General features: G+C 33.9%; 19 protein-coding genes. 9 read left to right on the top strand and 10 right to left on the bottom strand.

Annotated elements, in window-relative coordinates:
• Positions 1-37: 37 nt before the first annotated feature.
• The 3 genes from EV143_RS03570 to EV143_RS03560 form a co-directional block, all read right to left on the bottom strand.
• Complete coding sequence (locus EV143_RS03570) at positions 38-2,431, bottom strand: ribonucleoside-diphosphate reductase subunit alpha (protein WP_133506592.1); 2,394 nt, start codon at positions 2,429-2,431, stop codon at positions 38-40.
• Positions 2,432-2,696: 265 nt separating this feature from the next.
• On the bottom strand, positions 2,697-3,674 hold the full coding sequence (locus EV143_RS03565) for a ribonucleotide-diphosphate reductase subunit beta (RefSeq protein WP_059117724.1): 978 nt from the start codon (positions 3,672-3,674) through the stop codon (positions 2,697-2,699).
• Between the two features lie 333 nt (positions 3,675-4,007).
• The gene (locus EV143_RS03560) at positions 4,008-4,577 is read right to left on the bottom strand and encodes a DUF3109 family protein (RefSeq protein WP_133506591.1); all 570 of its coding nucleotides are present in this window, start codon (positions 4,575-4,577) and stop codon (positions 4,008-4,010) included.
• Positions 4,578-5,129: 552 nt separating this feature from the next.
• Here EV143_RS03560 and EV143_RS03555 point away from each other — a divergent pair.
• From EV143_RS03555 to EV143_RS03545, 3 genes are all read left to right on the top strand, one after another.
• Positions 5,130-5,708 carry a MarC family protein gene (locus tag EV143_RS03555; RefSeq protein ID WP_133506590.1) on the top strand — a complete coding sequence of 193 codons (579 nt, stop codon included), beginning with the start codon at positions 5,130-5,132 and terminating at the stop codon, positions 5,706-5,708.
• Between the two features lie 107 nt (positions 5,709-5,815).
• Positions 5,816-6,016, top strand: coding sequence for a hypothetical protein (locus EV143_RS03550; RefSeq protein WP_017496183.1), 201 nt, complete (start codon positions 5,816-5,818; stop codon positions 6,014-6,016).
• Position 6,017: 1 nt separating this feature from the next.
• A complete protein-coding gene (locus tag EV143_RS03545) occupies positions 6,018-6,623 on the top strand; it encodes an FAD-dependent oxidoreductase (RefSeq protein ID WP_133506589.1) in 606 nt (201 codons plus the stop codon).
• A 97-nt stretch (positions 6,624-6,720) separates the two neighbouring features.
• Here EV143_RS03545 and EV143_RS03540 read toward each other — a convergent pair whose 3' ends face one another.
• From EV143_RS03540 to EV143_RS03525, 4 genes are all read right to left on the bottom strand, one after another.
• Entirely contained in the window at positions 6,721-7,035 is a 315-nt protein-coding gene (locus tag EV143_RS03540) for a hypothetical protein (RefSeq protein ID WP_133506588.1), read from the bottom strand.
• 131 nt (positions 7,036-7,166) lie between these two features.
• Entirely contained in the window at positions 7,167-8,744 is a 1,578-nt protein-coding gene (locus tag EV143_RS03535) for a S41 family peptidase (protein WP_133506587.1), read from the bottom strand.
• Complete coding sequence (locus EV143_RS03530; protein ID WP_053472503.1) at positions 8,744-9,175, bottom strand: deoxycytidylate deaminase; 432 nt, start codon at positions 9,173-9,175, stop codon at positions 8,744-8,746. Before EV143_RS03530 ends, EV143_RS03535 begins: the two co-directional genes overlap by 1 nt.
• 5 nt (positions 9,176-9,180) lie before the next feature.
• Positions 9,181-9,774: a HupE/UreJ family protein gene (locus EV143_RS03525; protein WP_133506586.1), complete on the bottom strand. Its 594-nt coding sequence runs from the start codon at positions 9,772-9,774 to the stop codon at positions 9,181-9,183.
• A 171-nt stretch (positions 9,775-9,945) separates the two neighbouring features.
• On the opposite strand from EV143_RS03525, the gene EV143_RS03520 reads away from it, so the two are divergent.
• Entirely contained in the window at positions 9,946-10,377 is a 432-nt protein-coding gene (locus tag EV143_RS03520; protein ID WP_029270629.1) for a tellurite resistance TerB family protein, read from the top strand.
• A 113-nt stretch (positions 10,378-10,490) separates the two neighbouring features.
• Here the strand turns inward: EV143_RS03520 and fbp are convergent, their stop codons facing one another.
• Positions 10,491-11,498, bottom strand: a complete 1,008-nt coding sequence (fbp, locus tag EV143_RS03515; RefSeq protein WP_133506585.1) for a class 1 fructose-bisphosphatase — start codon at positions 11,496-11,498, stop codon at positions 10,491-10,493.
• A gap of 262 nt (positions 11,499-11,760) precedes the next feature.
• Here fbp and EV143_RS03510 point away from each other — a divergent pair, with 262 nt between their 5' ends.
• On the top strand, positions 11,761-12,234 hold the full coding sequence (locus EV143_RS03510; protein WP_133506584.1) for a GNAT family N-acetyltransferase: 474 nt from the start codon (positions 11,761-11,763) through the stop codon (positions 12,232-12,234).
• Between the two features lie 138 nt (positions 12,235-12,372).
• On the top strand, positions 12,373-13,632 hold the full coding sequence (locus EV143_RS03505; protein WP_133506583.1) for an aspartate kinase: 1,260 nt from the start codon (positions 12,373-12,375) through the stop codon (positions 13,630-13,632).
• Positions 13,633-13,707: 75 nt separating this feature from the next.
• Here EV143_RS03505 and EV143_RS03500 read toward each other — a convergent pair whose 3' ends face one another.
• Positions 13,708-13,950, bottom strand: coding sequence for a hypothetical protein (locus EV143_RS03500; protein WP_133506582.1), 243 nt, complete (start codon positions 13,948-13,950; stop codon positions 13,708-13,710).
• A 297-nt stretch (positions 13,951-14,247) separates the two neighbouring features.
• On the opposite strand from EV143_RS03500, the gene EV143_RS03495 reads away from it, so the two are divergent.
• The 3 genes from EV143_RS03495 (at position 14,248) to EV143_RS03485 (ending at position 19,571) form a co-directional block, all read left to right on the top strand.
• Positions 14,248-17,679, top strand: a complete 3,432-nt coding sequence (locus EV143_RS03495; protein ID WP_133506581.1) for a hypothetical protein — start codon at positions 14,248-14,250, stop codon at positions 17,677-17,679.
• A gap of 64 nt (positions 17,680-17,743) precedes the next feature.
• Complete coding sequence (locus EV143_RS03490) at positions 17,744-18,259, top strand: hypothetical protein (RefSeq protein WP_133506580.1); 516 nt, start codon at positions 17,744-17,746, stop codon at positions 18,257-18,259.
• 241 nt (positions 18,260-18,500) lie between these two features.
• Positions 18,501-19,571, top strand: coding sequence for a glycosyltransferase (locus EV143_RS03485; protein WP_133506579.1), 1,071 nt, complete (start codon positions 18,501-18,503; stop codon positions 19,569-19,571).
• Positions 19,572-19,573: 2 nt separating this feature from the next.
• On the opposite strand, the gene EV143_RS03480 is transcribed toward EV143_RS03485, so the two are convergent.
• The gene (locus tag EV143_RS03480) at positions 19,574-20,866 is read right to left on the bottom strand and encodes a porin (RefSeq protein WP_133506578.1); all 1,293 of its coding nucleotides are present in this window, start codon (positions 20,864-20,866) and stop codon (positions 19,574-19,576) included.
• Between the last annotated feature and the right edge of the window lie 115 nt (positions 20,867-20,981).

The raw sequence follows: 20,981 nt of genomic DNA, 5'->3' as shown, positions 1-20,981 counted from the left end.
TTCTCTTTATTCTATCTTCTTTCTTCTAAAAAAAGAATTAAGACCCACACATTTCACAATCTTCAGGACCTGCAGCTTGTGCTTTTAAAAGCATTGCTTTATAATCCTCAATATTGATCTCTTCAGTTTCTGCAACTAAAGCTGGAGCTGTTTCTTCTTTTTTATCGTTGTTTAATGTGAATTTAATCGCATCAACAGCTGATTTTGTTCTTAAATAATACATTCCAGTTTTCAAACCTGATTGCCAAGCATAGAAATGCATAGACGTAAGTTTAGAATAGTTTGCATCTTGCATGAATAAGTTCAATGATTGCGATTGGTCAATGAAATAACCTCTTTGGCGTGACATATCAATAATATCTTTCATCGACATTTCCCAAACCGTTTTATATAGTTCTTTTAAGTCTTGCGGAATCACATCAATATTTTGAACAGATCCGTTATGACGCATAATTTCTTGTTTCAAAGTCTCATTCCACAAACCTCTTTCTACTAAATCATGAAGCAGGTGTTTGTTTACTACAATGAATTCTCCAGACAATACACGACGTGTGTAAATGTTTGATGTATAAGGTTCGAAAGCTTCGTTGTTTCCTAAAATTTGAGAAGTTGAAGCTGTTGGCATTGGCGCAACCAATAATGAGTTACGAACTCCATGTTCCATTACTTCTTTTCTTAATGAAGTCCAGTCCCAACGACCAGATAATTCTTCATCTTTCATTCCCCACATGTTGTATTGGAATTCTCCTTTAGACATTGGAGATCCTTCAAATGTAGAATATGGTCCTTCTTCTTTTGCCATTTCCATAGAAGCGGTTACGGCAGCAAAGTATAAAGTTTCGAAAATTTCCTGATTTAAAGCTTTTGCTTCATCACTTGTAAACGGTAAACGCAACATAATAAAAGCATCTGCTAAACCTTGTACACCTAAACCAACCGGACGGTGACGCAAATTAGAATTTTCAGCTTCTTTTACAGGATAATAATTTCTGTCAATTACTTTGTTCAGGTTACGGGTTACACGTTTTGTAACATTGTAAAGTGCTTCGTGATCAAATTTTCCGTTCTCAATAAACATTGGCAACGAAATAGAAGCCAGGTTACAAACTGCAATTTCATCTTTAGAAGTGTACTCCATAATCTCAGTACACAAGTTTGAGGAACGAATTGTTCCTAAATTCTTGTGGTTCGATTTACGGTTTGCCGCATCTTTGTACAACATATAAGGCGTTCCTGTTTCGATTTGTGATTCAAGGATTTTCTCCCATAATTCACGTGCACGAATGGTTTTTCTACCTTTTCCTCTAAATTCATAATCAAGATACATTGCTTCGAATTCTTCTCCGTAAACATCGTAAAGTCCAGGACATTCGTTCGGGCACATTAAAGTCCATGATGCATCTTCCTGTACGCGTTTCATAAATAAATCTGAAGTCCACATTGCGAAGAATAAATCACGCGCACGCATTTCTTCTTTTCCTGTGTTTTTCTTTAAATCCAAAAATTCAAAGATATCCGCATGCCATGTTTCGATGTAAATCGCAAAACTACCTTTACGTTTTCCACCACCCTGATCTACGTAACGAGCTGTGTCGTTGAATACTCTCAACATTGGCACAATTCCGTTTGAAGTTCCGTTTGTACCACGAATATAAGATCCTGTAGCACGAACGTTATGAATAGAAAGACCAATTCCTCCCGCTGATTGCGAGATTTTAGCCGTTTGTTTTAATGTATCGTAAATACCATCAATACTGTCATCCTGCATTGCCAAAAGGAAACAAGAAGACATTTGTGGTTTTGGAGTTCCTGCATTAAACAACGTTGGTGTTGCATGCGTAAAGAACTTTTTAGACATTAAATCGTACGTTTCGATTACCGATTTTAAATCGTCTAAGTGAATACCAACCGAAACACGCATCAACATATGTTGTGGTCTTTCGACGATTTTTCCGTTTATTTTTAGCAAATACGAACGCTCTAAGGTTTTGAAACCAAAGTAATCGTAATTGAAATCTCTTGTATAAATGATATGAGAATCAAGAAAAGCTGCGTTTTCCTGAATTACTTTAAATACTTCATCCGAAAGTAATGGCGCTTCTTGTCCGTTTCTTGGATTTACGTAATTGTACATATCTTTCATCGTTTCTGAAAACGACTTTTTAGTATTAGAGTGTAGGTTTGAAATTGCCACACGAGCTGCCAATTGCGCATAATCAGGATGTGCAATAGTCATAGATGCCGCCGTTTCTGCTGCAAGATTATCAAGTTCAGAAGTAGAAACTCCGTCATACAATCCTTCAATAACTCTCATGGCTACCTTAACAGGATCTACAAGCTCATTAAGCCCGTAACACAATTTTTTGATTCTTTCTGTAATCTTATCAAACATTACGGGCTCTTTGTGGCCATCTCTTTTTACTACATACATAAGCTTACTTTATTTTAGTTATTGAAAAAATGAAAGTCTCTAGAAAACGAATTCCAGTACTTAAACATTGTGTGTTTTTTAATTATTTTTTGAGAATTACAGCATTCTCAATAGCTACCCTGTTCAAATCTGAAATCAGATCGAAAATGTGTCAAAAATTATTGAATCTACGATTTGGGAAAAGAGATTCTGAAATGTTTTTTATTGTAAAATCTTAATCTTCTTTTAGTGTTTATTTGGGGTAAAACACTAAATATTATGTTGTCTAAAAATCTGCATCGAATGAAATTTTCTGAGCATCACTATCTGTGTTCATCACACCTGATTTTTGATACTCGGCAACACGTTTTTCAAAGAAATTAGTTTTTCCCTGAAGAGAAATCATATCCATGAAATCAAACGGATTCGCTGATCCATAAACACGCTCGCAACCTAATTCTACTAATAATCTATCAGCAACAAATTCCAGATATTGCGTCATTAAAACAGCATTCATTCCAATTAAGCTTACCGGAAGAGATTCTGTTACAAACTCTCTTTCAATATCTAAAGCGTTAACAATGATTTCTTTAATTCTGTCTTTTGGAACTTTGTTAATCAAGTGATGATTATGCAAGTGTACTGCAAAATCACAATGTACGCCTTCGTCACGGGAAATCAACTCATTAGAGAATGTCAAACCTGGCATTAATCCGCGTTTTTTCAACCAATAAATAGAACAAAAAGCACCAGAGAAAAAGATTCCCTCGACGGCAGCAAAAGCAATTAGTCTTTCTGCAAACGAATCAGAATCAATCCATTTTAGAGCCCAGTCTGCTTTTTTCTTAATTGCAGGAAAAACTTCCAAAGCATTAAACAATTCTGCTTTTTCTGCTTCATCTTTCACGTAAGTGTCAATCAATAATGAATAGGTTTCACTGTGAATGTTTTCCATCATGATCTGAAATCCGTAGAAAAACTTCGCCTCGGCATATTGCACTTCGTTAACAAAGTTCTCAGCAAGGTTTTCATTTACGATTCCGTCAGAAGCTGCGAAAAAAGCTAAAATATGTTTGATAAAATATCTTTCGTCATCACTCAATTTATTATTCCAGTCTGTCAAGTCTTGATGCAAATCAATTTCTTCAGCAGTCCAAAAACTAGCTTCCATCTTCTTGTACCATTCCCAAATATCATGATGTTTGATAGGAAAAATAACGAAACGATTCTTGTTTTCTTGTAAAATTGGTTCGACTTGTGACATGCTATTTTGTTTAATTTTTGTGGTGAATTTTTTCTTATTCAGAACGATTACAAAGATTGTCATTTATCGCCAAAAATAAAAGCCAAACTTATTCACAATCGGACGTAGTTTTTAACAAAGGAAGAAAAGGGAATATTTTTCGGACAATAATTAATTTATTGTAAATGAGCAATTTAATATTATCATCTACACCTTAAGACATCTATAAAATAGACTCTTTTTAAAACAAAAGCAAGAAAATTTTAATGTTTTTAAAAGTTTTTTTGAATGCCTTTTTGATTTTTTTAAGTGCATTTTTCACACTTTCCAGCAATGGTAATGGCTACCGAATTTTTATGAATTTTTTAGTTCTTGGGCAACTTTTTCAAGCTCCAAATACCAGTCTTCGCCAAAGCGACGAATCAAGGCTTCTTTAACAAATTTATAAACGGGAACTTCTAATTCTTTACCTAAAGAACAGGCATCATCACAAATTTCCCATTTGTCATAATTCACCGCAGCGAACTCTGTAAAATCTTTTACACGAATTGGATATAAATGACAAGAAACCGGTTTTTTCCAATCTACAATTCCTTGATTGTATGCTTGCTCAATTCCGCAAAGTGCTGTTTTTCCGTCAAAAATAACATAAGCACAATCTTTTTCGTCGATAAGCGGCGTTTCAAGATCGCCATCAGTTCCTTTTACCCAGGTTCCTTGCGCTTCGATTGCTGCAATTCCCTCTTTGCGTAAAAATGGTTTTACTTTTGGGTAAATTTCTTCCATGATTTTAGTCTCTGCTTCACTTAATGGTGCGCCGGCATCTCCGTCAACACAGCAAGCTCCTTTACAAGCTGACAAGTTGCACACAAATTCTTTTTCAAGAATATCTTCTGAAATAATGGTTTTACCTAATTGAAACATGATAATAAAATACTGAAATTTATAAAATGCAAAGATAGTCAAAGAAAGCAGATAAAATACGGTATAGTTTAACTACTAAGTGGCTTGAGAATTTACCGCAAAGAGCTCAAAGATTTTTCTCAAAGATTCGCAAAGATTTTAAATTAGAAAGTAATATAATATTTCCAAAGTTCACAAAGCTTTACAGAATATACAATCTCAAAATCTGCTTAGATCTGCCAAATCTGCGTGAAAATAATTTACCACAAAAAGCGCAAAGCTTTTTAGCCACAGATTAACCGATACAACTTTGTAAACTTTTTTTAGGTGTTGTTTTGCAAGCTTTGCTGATCAACTTTGCGAATCTTACGAAAAATCTTTGTGCTACTCTGCGGTAAAATCCTAACATCACCTGCAAATATGTAAAGCAAACAACTATTTGTTATAAAAATCATTATTTTAGTCAATAATACGTGTTTTTATAACAAAAATACTTCATGACCTATATAATATAAAAAAGCCCTAACTTTATTATCTACTTTTGCACATCTTTTAATCTATAAATTAAAAAACATGTTAGAGATTGATTTTAAAGAAATTATAACTGTTGGAATGGTACTTTTTGCTGTAATTGATATTGTAGGTTCTATTCCTATTATTGTGAATTTAAGAGCTAAAGTGGGGCACATCGAATCTGAAAAGGCTTCGATCGTAGCCGGAATGATTATGATTGTTTTTCTCTTTGTTGGAGAAGGCTTCCTTAATCTTATAGGTATAGATGTTCATTCGTTTGCCGTTGCAGGTTCTTTTGTATTATTTTTTCTGGCTTTGGAGATGATTTTAGGAATTAGAATTTACCGTGACGAAGAACCGGGATCTGCTTCTATTGTTCCTTTGGCTTTTCCATTAATTGCCGGTGCGGGAACTATGACGACTTTACTTTCGCTTCGATCTCAATTTCATACCATTAATATTATAATCGCTATTCTTCTAAATATCATATTGGTATATGTTGTTTTGAAATCTTCTAAAAAAATCGAAACTTTATTAGGAGAAAACGGACTTGGCGTTGTTCGCAAAACGTTTGGTGTGATACTTTTAGCAATTGCTGTTAAATTATTCGCTGCTAATGTTAAAGGTTTGTTTGTCTAACATTTAATTTTATAAATTTACCCTCTATAAAATAGAATTATAATGTTTAGCTGTGTTTTTCACAGGAAAGACTTTAGATTATTATTTTAGACAAACAAAACAGCCATATGAAAATTTTCACTTCAATCTTAGTGCTTCTAGCATTAGCTTTAATCGTTTTTAATATTACGTTGCTAGACTTTAAAAACCCTTTTCAAGGTGACAGTGTGGTAGCTTTTATTGGAATCGCAGCTTCTTTTTGTGCCGTTTTGATTCTTTTAATTTTTAGAATTTCAAAAAGAATCGAAGAAAAAACAAACGGTCGATAATATGTTCGACGTTTTAATTATTGGCGGAGGCGTATCAGGCATGTCTTGTGCACTCATTTTAGGATCCGCTAAAAACAAAGCCTTTGTCGCCGATAAAAAAATCGGGATTTTTACACATCAAAAAAATTCTTCTTTACAGGAAGCAATTTTCCACAATGCTTATGGTATAACTCCAGGTAAACTAGGCCCTGATTTACTTATAGAAAGTACACAGGATTTAGCGCTGACTTATCCGCATATTCATCAAATATCAAATGAGAAGGTAATAAAAGTTGAGGGTGCTTATCCTGAATTTACTGTTGTTACCAACAAAAACTCATACCAAACTAAAAGTATCGTTATCGGAATTGGTTCTGCGAATACTTTTGATATTGAAGGTTTAATGCAATATATTGAACCTCACAAAAAAGCTTTACCGGAAAAACAGCGTATTCAGCTTAAAAACGACGATCATAAAGTAGCTGATGGCATTTATGTTATTGGAACTTTAGCCGGCTGGAGAAGTCAATTGGCTATTGCTGCAGGAAGTGGCGCTGCGGTTGCTACAGATATTCTTACTTTATGGAATAACGGCGTTCAAACGCATTCGCACGATAGCATTCGATAAAATTATTAAACCATATAAGCTATATAAGTCAATATAAATGCTTACGCAATATATTAAATGGACTTATATAGCTTATATGGTTTAATTTAATGAGTTTTTATTTTACCGAAACAATTTGTGTTACTTTGATATGTTTTTCATCATCGGTTTTCCAGATTTCTCCTTTTAATGAAACTACATCTCCAATTTTTAATTGTTTGTAATTTTGAGGTCCGCCTACATTTACAATACTGATGATTGCAAAATAAACTTCTTTAGTATCTGTGGTAACTTTGGCAGTGTAACCATCTTTTCCTGATTCTATCGAATCTACTTTACCTGTAACTGAATTGTTATTATCTTTCATACCTGCGCAAGAAATTACAAAAGCCATCAAAATTGCAAGAAGACTTAATCTTTTTAAATTTTTCATATTTTATGTTTATTTAACCGCAATGCTAACTCAGATTTATATAAAGGTAGCAACGATTTATTATTTAATTATACTGCAAAGTAATCAAGTTTTATACCAGATTCGTTACATTATATTTTAAAAAATTATTATTATTTCTTTGAATTTGTAACTGCCTTAATCATAGCGTCATCCTTCAAGACAACATCATAATAATATAATTCGCCATATAGTTGGCGGGCAAATTCTGCAGTAATATATCTATTAACCAAAGCTTTTGTGTGATCTAATTTTAAATCTAAACCAGCTAATAGAATGTAGTTTTTGAATTTTTTAAAGTAAACATCTGAATTTTTCATCTTCGCTAAAAATTCATTAAAATGAAGTTCTGCAAAAGTATTTCTGTTTTTATCCAGTTCTTCAAAAACAAAATGACCAACGATTCCGGTTTGCAACAGATAAGCCACATTCTCGTTTCCGTGCTCAGCTTCCATTGGTACAAAAACATCCGGAACAATTCCACCGCCACCGTAAACAATTCTTCCTTTTGGTGTTTTAAATTTCAAAGAATCAGCAACTTTTATACTGTCTTTTGCATAAAGTTCTCCAGATTTAATACGATCTTCAGATTCTTTATAATATTCTTCGTTGCCTTTTGTATAGGGTTTTTGAATTGATCTTCCGGTTGGTGTGTAATATCTTGCGACTGTAAGTCTTACGGCAGAACCGTCATTAAAATCCATTTCGCGCTGTACTAAACCTTTTCCAAAAGAACGACGTCCAACAATAGTTCCGCGATCGTTATCCTGAATCGCTCCGGCTAAAATCTCACTTGCCGATGCGCTATTTTCATTAATTAAAACATACAATTTCCCGGTTTCAAAACCTCCGCTTTTGGTTGCGTATGTTTTATCTGTCGTTCCGTTTTTATTTTTTGTAAAAACAATTAGCTGCTTGTCTCTTAGAAACTCATCAGCGATAGCTATAGCTTCTTCCATATAACCGCCGCCATTGTCCCGAAGATCGACTACTAATGATTGAATTCCTTTTTGTTTTAATCTTGCTAAACCTGTTTTGAATTCATTAAAAGTTGTTTCGGCAAAACGATTTATTTTGATGTAACCTGTTTTATTATCAATTAATAAAGAAGCATCAACACTTTTTAGCGGAATCACATCTCTTTTTATTTTAAACTTAAGTTTCTTTTGTTCTGATTTTCTAAAAACCGTTAGTTCAATTTCAGAACCTTTTATTCCTTTCAATTTTGAAAACAAACTATCTGAAGGTAATTTTCGCCCGAACAATTTCGTTTTTCCGGCAAATAGAATTCGGTCTCCTGATTTTAATCCGGCTTTCGCCGAAGGACCATTTTCAACCGGCCTGATAATGGCCACAGAATCGCGGTACATATAAAAATTAATTCCGATTCCCACAAAATCTCCTTTCATGCTTTCGGCAACTTCGGCTTGTTCGCTTGGCGGAATATAAACGGAATGCGGATCTAATTTTGACAGAATATTATCTACGGTAAGATTTACAATAGAGTCTGTATTGACATTGTCAACATATTCATTGTTGATGAAATCGATAAGTTTATTTAGTTTGGTTTTCGAACTGTTTTTAGCCAAAAGCTGCTCATCTGCAGGAGCATTCATCATGCTTCCGAGAACTGTGCCAAGAGCAAAGGTTGCTCCTATAACTATGGGTAAATATGTTGAATTAAATTTCATTATTCTTCTAAAACAGGAATATGCTCGACTTCAATACCTGCTTTTATTAAAAACTGAATTCCTGAGTCGTCACGATAACCATCCTGATACACTACTCTTTTTATTCCGGACTGATGTATCAATTTACTGCATTCCTTGCAAGGCGAAAGTGTAATATACAACGTGGCTCCTTCGCAGGATTGTGTTGAGCGGGCTACTTTTAAGATTGCATTGGCCTCGGCATGCAAAACGTCCCAGCGTGTTAATCCTTCTTCGTCTTCGCAGCAATTTTCAAATCCTGATGGCGTACCGTTGTATCCGTCAGAAATAATCATTCTGTCTTTTACAATAATCGCGCCCACTTGTTTACGTTTGCAATACGAGAGCAAACTCCATTCTTTTGCAATTCGAAGATACGCTTTATCGTATTTGTTTAATTTTTTTACTTCCATTTAATTTATCTGTTCCAAATAGGGCTTTCTACAATCATCGGAATAACAACTCCAACTATAAAAGCCGACATTACAAGTGCCCAATCGCGTTTTGAAAAACGAAATACGGTTTGTACTATATATGATAGCACTAAAACTACAAAAACCACCACGATTTGTGCGGCTTCAATCCCTAATGCAAATTCCCCTAAAGGTACTAATTTTGATGTTGCTGAACCTCCCAAAATAGTCTTAAAATAATTTGAGAATCCAAGTCCGTGAATAATTCCAAAAAACAAGGTTACGAAGAATATCAGATTCAAACCATCATTTTTAGCTGCTTTTCCTGCTGTAAAGAGATGATAAAAAGCGGTTATTAAGATTGTAATGGGAATTAAAAACTCAACAAGGCTTACTTTTACGGCAACGATTCCAAAAACAGAAAGCAATAAAGCCAAAGTATGTCCAATTGTAAAAACAGAAACCAAAAGCAAAATGCGTTTCCAGTCTTTAAAGGTGTACGGAACTGTTAATGCGATTAAAAAAAGAACGTGATCGTAAGCGTGAATATCTAAAACGTGCTTTAATCCTATCTGAAAATAAATCCAAAATTCTGACATAGGTAAAATGGTATTAATTGATTAAGGGGTTGTAAACTTACGATTAATTTTGAAAATTAAAGAAACCCCGATATTAAATCAACGCAGAAAAATAAGTTAAATTTTATGAGAAAATTAAAATTAATAATTTAAAATAAGATTTATATTTGCGTGATAAAAAACTCTATAATTATGTCATTTTCAGATTTATTCGATAGCGAATTCAAACAAAGAAACAAAGGTCACTTTTCAGCTATTGTTCGTGTAGCTTTAGCAGACGGCGTAGTGCATCCTGAAGAAAAAAGTTTCTTGGATAAATTAGCTTCACGTTTAGAAATTTCAGAGACTGAATACGAAGAAATTCTTAACGATCCTTTAAAATACCCAATTAACCCGCCTTATTTACACGTTCAGCGCTTAGAGCGTTTATACGATTTAACGAGAATGGTACATGTAGATCACCATTTAGAAGATCAGCAGGAAGTAATGTTAAGAAAATTAGGAATTGCTTTAGGTTTTACGCCAAGCAACGTAAATTATATCATAGCAAAAGCATTATCATTAGTAGATAAAAAAGTAGATGCAGACACTTTTGTTTACGAAATGCAACATATGCATAAATAAAAAAAAGCTCCTTAATTGGAGCTTTTTTTTTTGATATTACCATTAAGATATTAAGATTCATTAAGGCTAAAAACTTAATTTTACTTACTCTCTTAATGGTGAAATTATTTTTGTTATTGTGCCTCCGCCATAAATTGCTCCGCTTTTTCGACCATATTATAACTTCCACAGAAAAACGGAACTCTTTCGTGCAATTCAGTTGGCTGGATTTCCATAATTCTTCCAAAACCGTCTGTTGCTTTTCCGCCTGCCTGTTCTGCAATAAAAGCCATTGGATTACATTCGTACAATAAACGTAATTTTCCTTTTGGTGCTTTTGAACTCGTTGGATATAAATAAATTCCGCCTTTGATCATATTTCTATGAAAATCAGAAACCAGACTTCCGATATATCTTGAAGTATAAGGTCTGTCTTCTTCTTCGCGCTGACAATATTTTATGTAGTTTTTTACGCCTTGCGGAAAATGCACATAATTTCCTTCGTTTACCGAATAAATATGTCCGTCTTTCGGGAATGTCATATTCGGATGTGAAAGATAAAATGTTCCGATTGCCGGATTTAACGTAAATCCGTTTACACCGTGTCCTGTTGTATACACCAACATTGTCGAAGTTCCGTAAATTACATAACCTGCCGCCACCTGATTAATTCCGGGCTGTAGAAAATCTTCACTTGTAACCGGAGTTCCAATTGGTGTAATTCTTCTAAAAACCGAAAAAATAGTTCCAAGAGAAACATTCACATCAATATTAGACGAGCCGTCAAGCGGATCCATTAAAATGACATATTTGTTATTATTACTGTTGTCGCTCCCCTTGACAGTAATAAATTCGTCATTTTCTTCCGAAGCAATTCCACAGACAATCTCACGGTTTATTAACGTCTGGATAAATACTTCGTTGGCATACACATCTAATTTTTGCTGGTCTTCTCCCTGAATATTTTGCTCGCCGGCAGCGCCAATAATATCCACCAATCCGGCTTTGTTTACTTTATAGTTTACAACCTTGGCTGCCAAACGTATAGAGTTGATAATTCGGGAAAGCTCTCCCGACGAATACTGAAATGCTTTTTGGTTCTCAATAATAAACTCTCCTAGTGTTTTATTGCGTTCTTCCATTACTATATCGTTGTAGTTTTAATTTTAAGTCACAAATATCGTTTTTTTTGTGAGAATGGTTTAAAAATTATTTCGTTAGTTTGCCACTATTGTATATTTGCTAATTAAAGCTGAAAATATTGCATAAAAAAATACATATTTAGCTAATAACTGATTAATAATAAGAATATAGGAAATTGCCTTTTTTAAAATCTTCTGTGTTAAACAGACGCATTGCAAAAGAAAAAAGTCAACATATAACAAAAAATAATTACTGTAATATATGAATATTAGAAAAGGAAATCCCGAAGACATGAAAGCCGTTTTGGGGTTAATACAAGAACTGGCAATATTCGAAAAAGAACCTGAAGCAGTTGTTATAACAGAAGCTGATCTGGTTCGGGATGGTTTTGGTGAAAAACCTTTGTTTCATGTTTTTGTTGCAGAACTTGAAAAAGAAATTGTAGGAATTGCACTTTATTATTACCGCTACTCTACCTGGAAAGGAAAAACGATTCATCTTGAAGATTTAATAGTGAAAGAAAAAATGCGCGGTACTGGTTTAGGATCTGCACTTTATGCTGAAATCATGAAACAGGGAAAAAGAGATAATGTTCGAAGAGTAGAATGGAATGTTCTCGACTGGAATACGCCGGCTGTAAAATTCTACGAAAATTCAGGAGCAAAAATCCTTCAAGGCTGGCAAGTTGTACAAATGGACGAAGCTGGGATTAACTCTTTTCTGGAGAAATTATAAAATATATATTTTGCCACGAATTCCACTAATTGGCGCGAATTAATTGGTGAAAATTAGTGGAATTCGTGGCAAAAAAACATAAGGGAATACTTGATTTCATTCAATCTGAAATCTAAAATTAAAAATCTAAAATTAAAAATGAGAGTATTTAAATTTGGTGGTGCATCGGTAAAAGATGCTGAAGGAATTAGAAACGTATACGACGTTTTACAAAAAGTGGGTTATGAAGATGTGATTTTAGTCGTTTCGGCAATGGGGAAAACCACAAATGCTCTTGAGGTTGTTATCAAGAATTATTTTGATAAACCGGCAGAGTTAAATTCATCTGTACAGGAAATTAAAAAATATCACAATCAAATAATAATGGATTTATTTGATGATGAAAAACACGCTGTTTTTACTGCTGTAAAAGAGCAGTTTTCTGAATTAGAATATTTCCTGGCGCACAATAAATCGCCAAATTATAATTTTGTGTACGACCAGATTGTAAGTTTTGGAGAATTGATTTCGACTACAATTTTAAGTCATTTTATGAATTTTAGTGGCATTAAAACACACTGGCTGGATGTTCGTAATTTCATTAAAACCAATGCAAACTACAGAGATGCAGAAGTAGATTGGGAAACAACGCAACAACTTATCAGTAAAAATGTTCCTAGAAAAACATTAAATATCACACAAGGATTTTTAGGTGCTGACGAAAATAATTTCACTACAACTTTAGGCCGTGAAGGTTCTGACTATACGGCGGGAATTTTTGCGTATTGCTTAAATGCCGAAAGCGTAACCATCTGGAAAGACGTTCCCGGAGTTATGAATGCCGATCCGCGCTATTTTGAAAATGCGAGTTTGCTAAACCAAATTTCGTATCGTGAAGCTATCGAATTGGCTTTCTACGGCGCGACGGTTATTCACCCAAAAACGTTACAGCCTTTGCAGAAAAAAGAAATTCCGTTATACGTAAAATCGTTTATCAACCCGTTATTAAAAGGAACTTGTGTTTCTAAAGGTGTCGATTTAGAACCGCAATATCCGTGTTTTATTGTAAAAAGAAACCAGTTATTGATTTCGCTTTCGTCTATAGATTTCTCTTTTATTATGGAGGAAAATATCAGCGAGATTTTTGCTTTGTTTCATGAATTTAAAATCAAAGTAAACTTAATTCAGAATTCTGCTATTAGTTTTTCTGTTTGTGTAGAAGATAAGTTTGAAAATTTCAATGACTTGAATGCGATTCTTTCGAAAAAATTCAAAGTAGATTATAGCGAAAATGTGACTTTGTACACGATTCGCCATTTTACAGAAAATGCCGCACAAACGGTCGAAGAAAACAAAGCTGTTTTGCTTAAACAAGTAAGCCGTGAAACAATGCAAATTGTTACTAAAGAGATTAACTAAATCTTCTTTATAAGTTAATTATACAATTCAAATATATTTAAGAAAGGCTTCGCTGATTGGCGAGGCCTTTCTTTTTTAGTTTTTGCCTTTATTTAAATGGCTAATTATGTTTTTTAGATCTTCAATCTGCAATTCATATTGTTTTATTTTTTTATAAATACGGATTGTTTCATTTTCTGTTAAATTTTCTTCGTTTACCAAATTTTCATAGAGCGAAGGCATCCAGTCTCTTTTCACCAAATCTTCCGGATTTATTTCAAACACTTCACAGATTTTAGTAAAATGATTGGCCCACGAAGTACTTTCTCCGCGTTCCATTCGGGCATAAGCAGAATTTGAAATGCATAAAAATCAGCTGCCTGTTCTTGCGAGAGATTTTTGGCTTTGCGCAAGTGTTTTAGTTTATTTCCTATAATAATGTTCATATCTAAAATTTAAACATTATAAACGTAAGAAATATTCTATAAAAAAGCAATTCGCAAATAATTATTTTATCTTTTTTAAATTAGCTATCTCGCTCTATTATTCTCGCTTTGTTCAATGTCTGTTTTCTTATAAGCCTCAAAATTTACCAATTATAAATACTACTTTTGGCTTTTCAGAGTTACAATCCTTATGTTGAAAAAATTACTGTTTTTTACGGTGCTTATTTGGTTTTCTGGTCTTCAGGCTCAGGAAACGGAATCATCGTATCAAACCAAAAAAGTAATTGCAACGCGAGACACAATTCACCTTGAAAAATTCAGTATTAATTCGAGTTTTTTCGAGCTTTTAAATTCACGTAACGAACCAGTCGATTCTACTTTTTATAAAATCGATTTTCAAAAAGGAACTTTACTTTTAAATGAAAAATTCAATGTTGCTTCTGATACTTTAATTGTCAATTATTTAAGATATCCTGATTTCATAACGAAAGAATACGGAATTTACAATGAAAGCCAGGTTGTGAGTAATGATGTTGGAACGGAGAAATTATACAAACTTGAAAACGCCAATGCTAAAAAAGTCACTCCGTTTGATGGTTTAAATACTTCCGGAAGCATTACGCGAGGCGTAACAGTTGGAAACAATCAGAATACGGTTTTAAATTCAAATTTAGATCTTCAGATTACAGGAAAAATATCTGATAAAGTGAGTTTACGGGCTTCACTTCAGGACAGTAATATTCCGTTGCAGGATGGCGGTTATTCGCAAAAGCTGGATCAGTTTGATAATATTTTTATGGAACTTTTTAGCGATGACTGGAACATCCGCGCAGGCGATGTGTTTTTAGAAAACCGGAAAACACAATTCCTGAATTTCAATAAAAAAGTTCAGGGACTTTCGACAAGTGTTGATTTTGATACAGAGGAGAGTAAAACCAATGTTTTTGCATCGGTTGCTTTTGTAAAGGGACAATATGCCAAAAGTACTTTTACAGGTCAGGAAGGCAATCAGGGCCCGTATAAATTGAAAGGCCAAAACGGAGAATTGTATGTTCTGGTTATTTCAGGTTCTGAGCGTGTTTATGTAAATGGCGTTTTGCTGAAACGTGGCGAAAACAACGATTATGTTATTGATTACAATGCCGGTGAAATTGTTTTTACATCGCTTTTTACAATTACTTCTGAAATGCGTATTTCTATTGAATATCAATATTCTGAAAGAAATTATAACCGAATGGTTACGTACGCCGGCGCAACGCACGAGAATAAAAACTGGAGTTTTGGTGGTTATTTGTATTCTGAAAATGATTTAAAAAACCAGCCTCTGCAACAAAATCTTTCTAAAGATCAGGTTCAGCTTTTAAGTCAGGCAGGAGACGATCAAAATTTAATGGTGGCGCCTTCTGCTTATGAAGAGGCTTACGCTGATAAAAAGATTTTGTATAAAAAAATCCTTCTCAATTCGGTTGATGTTTATGAATATTCGAATGTTCCTACTGATGTTTTATACAATGTAAAGTTTAGTCTTGTTGGCAATAATCTTGGGAATTACATCATTCAAAACAATAATTCTGTCGAACGTATTTACGAATATGTTGCGCCTGTAAATGGTGTTTTGCAGGGAAATTACGAACCAATTGTAAAACTCGTTGCACCAATAAAAATTCAGGTTGCTACTTTTTTAGGAAAATACAATCCGAATAAAAAAACGTTGATCGATTTTGAAATCGCAATGAGCAACAACGATCTCAATTCATTTTCTAAGATTGATGATTCTAATAATGACGGAATTGCTGTTAAAACCAACATTAAAAAACGTCTTTTTACGAGAGACTGGACTTTAGATGGTTTTGCCAATTATCAGTTTGTGCAGAAAGATTTTAGATCTGTAGAACGTTTGTATAATATTGAATTTAATCGGGATTGGAATTTAAACACAACACTTCTGGGCAATCAGAGTTTGTTGGTTACAGGACTAAATTTTGATTTATTTTCGAAAAAAGAAACTTCGAATATTGGTTTGTTTACGTACCAATTTGAGAAATTAGATTTTACCGAAAGTTATTCAGGATCAAGACATACAGCAAATGCTTTTTTTAAATTGAATAAATGGACGATTCAAAATCAGGGAAGTTTTTTAAATACGGATGCTACAAATTCTACTTCAAAATTTATTCGGAATTTAGCCAAAACCAAATATCATTTCGGTAAAAACTGGGTTGGCGGTAGTATTCAGATCGAAGATAACCAGGAAAAAGATAAAGTTACGAACCAGTTTTCGGCCTTGAGCCAGAGATTTTCAGAATATGGAGTTTTTGTTGGCCGTGGCGACAGTACCAAAGTTTTTGTAGAATTGGGTTACTTACAACGTCGCAACGACAGTTTGCAAAATGGTTTGCTGCAACATGTAAACGATTCTAAAATGTATGTTTTGAAATCGAAACTGATCCAGAATAAAAAAACAGATCTGGCGGTTTATGCCAGTTATCGAACTTTAAATTTTACGGATGTTTCGCGTAAAAATGAGCCTTCATTAAATTCGAGAATTCTATACAACGACCGATTTTTTAATCAGTTTATGCAAATAGGAACGGCTTACGAAACGAGTTCAGGAACTATTGCGCAACAGGAATTTACATATATCGAAGTACCAACCGGACAAGGTGTTTATACCTGGAATGATTATAACGGCAACGGAATTCAGGAATTGGAAGAGTTTGAAGTTGCTCCTTTTCCGGATCAGGCGAAGTTTATTAGAATCTTTTTACCGAATCAGATTTATATTAAAACCAATCAAAATAAATTTTCACAATCGGTTACACTGAATCCGTTGCAATGGCAAAATAAAACGGGTTTTAAAAAAGTGGCTTCATATTTTTACAATCAGACTTCGTTTATTATGGACCGAAAGGTAAAAAGTGATGGCGATCGTTTAGAGCTGAATCCGTTTAGTTCTTCTGAAGAAAATGTTTTGGGACTGAACTCGAGTTTCAGAAACAGTTTATATTATAATCGTGGAAAACAGAAACATTCCGTAACGTATTCTTACCTTATTAATAAAGGAAAAAATCTGCTTTCGATCGGGTCTCAAAATGTCACTAATAATTCGCATCAATTACAGTATACACATTTGTATCAAAAAAGCTGGTTGTTCAATTTCTTTACCAAAATAATAAAAACAAATTTGGTTTCTGAAGATTTTACAGAGAAGAATTATGATTTGGAAGGGTATCAAATTGCACCAAAAATCAGTTATTTGTTTTCGAAAAACACGAGTCTGGATTTCTTTTATGAATTGCAAAACAAGAAAAACCAGATTGGAAATTTTGAAACTTTAGAACAAAATCGCCTTGGAACTTCTTTCTCGTATGCGGGAGATAAAAAAGTAACGGTGAATGGTGAGTTTTCTTTTTATGAAAATAAGTTTGACGGAAATGAATTTTCATCGGTAGGATTTCAGATGCTGGAAGGGCTTCAGGCGGGACAAAATTTAGTATGGAAATTGCTTTTACAGAAGAACATCACGCAGTTTTTAGATGTGAATTTGAATTATCAGGGACGAAAAAGTGAAACTGGAAAAACGGTTCATACGGGTAATGTTCAGCTTCGCGCGTATTTTTAACTTCCTGCGAAAAACATTACAATAAATTGATTATTTTTAATTGAAATTTTTAATCTCGAAAACTATGAAAAAATTATTAATGCTTTGTTTTATGATTGTTTTATCAAGTAATTTTTACGCGCAGGAAACAACAAAAACAACTAAAGAGAAAACCGAAACTGCTGCTGCTAAAAAGAAAAAAGCTGCTGCTGAAAAAGAGGCCACAGACGCAAAAAAAGAAGCTGCAAAAGCTAAAAAAGCGGCAAAAGAAGCTAGTGATGCATCAGGAAAAGCAACAACCGAAGCAGCAAAAAAGAAAAGCGATGCTGCAAAAGCAAAAAGAGAAGCTAAGGCTGAAAGCACAAAAGCAGATGTAAAGAAAACGGAAGCAAAAGCTGCGGATACAAAAGCAAAAGCATTGAAAGATGGGACTGCAACTAAAAAATCAACAGCAAAATCTTTGAAGGAAACGACAGAAAAAGCTCCAAAAGTGGCTGATAAAGTTACCGGAGAATACAACGGAAAAAAGGTGTATACGGGACCAAAAGGTGGAAAGTATTACATTAATAAAAACGGAAACAAGACTTATATTCAGGATTAAAATAGAACAAATCATTATATAAAAGGAACTGTTACTAGTTCCTTTTTTTGTTTCTGAGCCTCTCAAAAGCCATTTAGCAGTTAACATACAAATAACTTTGAGTAAAAAATTCTAATGTTATTTAAATCTTTTAACTGAAAAACGAGACTTTACATTGAATATAGAGTTAATAATTTAGTAATATGTCCGAAATAACACCAAAAACATATTTCTCTATCTTCGTTTCAAAAAGCGTTACACTATGAGCATTGAATATTCTGCGAATAAAACTATATTAATTGCTCCGTTAAACTGGGGACTTGGCCATGCTACAAGATGTATCCCAATAATTAAGGCGCTTCAGGAAAATAATTATATTCCGATAATCGCTTCTGACGGTATTGCATTGGCTTTATTACGAAAAGAATTTCCATACATACAAACTTTAGAATTGCCATCTTATCATATTGAATATGCTAAAAATGGCAAAAACTTCAAATGGAAACTGATCAAAAATTTGCCTAAAATGATTACGGCAATTTTAGATGAGAAAAAAATGGTGAATTCGTGGATTAAAAAACACGGAATCGACGGTATTATTTCAGACAATCGATTGGGTGTTTTCAGCAGAAAAATCCCTTCTGTATTTATGACTCATCAATTGAATGTAATGACGGGAAACACCACTTGGTTTACCAGTAAATGCCATCAACATATTATAAAAAAATATTCAGAATGCTGGATTCCTGATACGAATGACACTGTAAACTTAACGGGCGAATTAGGTCATCTAAAAACGAATCATTTAAACTTAAAATATATTGGTCCTTTGAGCAGAATGCGTAAAAAGGAAACTACAAAACTGTATGATTTAATGATTATTCTTTCGGGACCTGAACCGCAACGTACGTATTTGGAAGAAAAATTAAAAGAAGAAATTGTTCGTTATGAAGGTAAAGTTGTTTTTGTAAAAGGGGTTGTTGAAAAAGACCAAACAAAACTGGAATCAGGAAATGTTACGTATTACAATTTCATGAATTCAAAACAATTAGAGCAAACCTTCAACGAAAGTGATTTGGTTTTGTGCCGTTCCGGATATACAACTGTTATGGATTTAGCCAAATTGGGCAAAAAAGCTTTTTTTATACCGACTCCGGGACAATACGAACAGGAATATCTTGCCATAAAACTTCAGGATGAAAACCTTGTTCCGTATGCATTACAGGACGATTTCAAGATTGAAGATCTTTCAAAAGTAAAATCGTTTAAAGGTTTGTCTCAATTTGATGATGAAATAGACTGGGATTCGTTATTTAAGGTTTTTGAAGAATAATATTAGAAGTTAAACTGCGCTTGCAATCGCAATAAATTTCCTTGTTGCCTGTTGATTGGAAGCGCACTGTCTTCAAAAGTTCTGTCGGCAATAACATATTCTGCCGTAAGTTCGAATGCTTTTATTGGCTGCCATTCTATACCAAATTCATAATCTCTTACGACATAACTTCTGGCATCTTTCTCATATTTTTTTCCTCCGTCATAATATTGAAATTTGGCGAAAGGATAGATATGTTGTTTTTTAATATCCCATTTATAGTTCAATAAAACGTAACCTCCATTTAAATCTGTTTCGTCAACAGTGTTGGTTAACGTATTATAGCGTGGTCCGGTTCCAATATTATATTCGGTTTGAATTCCGAAAGGTTTTGGGTATAAAACAAAGGTTGCTCCTACGCGCTGGTCTTTTACATACTGCGGATCATCGACGATAACGCCAGAGGAAACTTCTCCGGTAAATGCCCATTTTCCTGTATAAGCCTGAATTCCGGGTTCGATAATCTGATTTCCGATAACAAACGGATACGTTACTCTTGCAACAACATTCAAATCTCTGTTTCCGTCTATTTTATTAGCGATTTGTCCGTTGTAAACGCCAAAGGCAAATACTCCATAATCTCCAGACCCTTTATATCCGTCTTTAACCAGCATCGCAAAACGCTCTCTGATTTCGGCTGGAGCCCAATAAAAGAATATCCCTAAATCGCGTTCATTTGCTATTGAACTGTTTATGCCGTCAGCACGGTCTAAAGTCAAACGTACAGAACTTGACTGCATGTTTTCAAATCCGTAAGGGATTTTACTTTGACCAATACGAACACGATATTCTTTTTTCTTATCAAAAGAAAGGTCAAAATATAAATCACGAATTTGTACAAAGTTTTGAATTCCGGTAACGGGTGAACTGGCAAAATCAGGTTGAAAATAGAAAAATACATTTGGGTGAACCTGACCTGAAAACACTAAACGCGCACGTCTGATAAAAAGTCCGTTGTTTGCCTGAGCATTGGGAGCGGTAGAAGTTGTTCCCCAGGATTTATCGCATTGTTCGCATGAAACTTTATCATTTGTAGAGAACAGACCATTGTAACGTATTTGTGCATAACCTCTTAAAGAAATTCTGTCGTACCAATGTTCGTCAGCAACTCCGGATTTGGTGTCGGGAAGTTTTGCTTTGTTGATTGAATCAAGAAGGCGAATGACTTCTTTTTTGACATCTTCTTTACTCAATTCCTGTGCATTTGCAACACAAGTAAAAAGCAATAAAATCGCAATTATTTTTCTTTTTATCATTTTTTCCCCAACACATTAGAATTGAAGATGCAAAGATGTATCATCAATGTTAAGAAATCATTAACAAGATGTTACCAAAATAAGAATAATTGTTTCGAAATAGTTATGCGAATAT

Origin of the sequence: Flavobacterium chryseum, assembly GCF_004362015.1 — a bacterium.
Lineage (GTDB): Bacteria > Bacteroidota > Bacteroidia > Flavobacteriales > Flavobacteriaceae > Flavobacterium.
This window is presented reverse-complemented; position numbering and strand designations above follow the sequence as displayed.